Below are 415 nucleotides of genomic sequence, written 5' to 3'. Positions count from 1 at the left end.
GAGGGAAACCCAGGCCATGCCGTCGCGGTCCGGGGTGTATTCCATCCTCCGGTCCGCGGCGCATTTGGCGTGGCGTTTCTCCAGGGATTCGGGGTGGTGGCGTTCGCGCCAGTTCCGGACCCTGGTCCGGAAGCGTGACGGGACGAGCTCGCCGGCGGCGGCTCCACGGGCCGGGTTGGGGTTCAGGGCGTGGGTGACGAGGGCGGCCGCTCCGGTGGGGCTGAGGCCTTCGGTTTCGTCGGCGATGATTTTGGCGTGCTGCCAGGAGATGGCCCCGGCGGAGAGGGCGTCCATAGCTGGTGGCAGGGCGGTCAGCTGCCGGGATTGGGTGATGAGTGCCCCGGCGGCGGGAGAGCTGATGGTCAGGACCCCGGCGATTTCCTCGACCGCGGACATCTCCGCGTAGGTCCGCTCG

General features: G+C 70.1%; 1 protein-coding gene. It reads right to left on the bottom strand.

Annotated elements, in window-relative coordinates; translation table 11 throughout:
* A partial coding sequence (locus FNL14_RS23130) for a DUF222 domain-containing protein (protein ID WP_142065185.1) occupies positions 1-415 on the bottom strand: 415 nt, incomplete at both ends.

The organism is Pseudarthrobacter sp. B4EP4b, assembly GCF_006680095.1.
In the GTDB taxonomy this organism is placed as follows: Bacteria; Actinomycetota; Actinomycetes; order Actinomycetales; family Micrococcaceae; genus Arthrobacter.
This window is presented reverse-complemented; position numbering and strand designations above follow the sequence as displayed.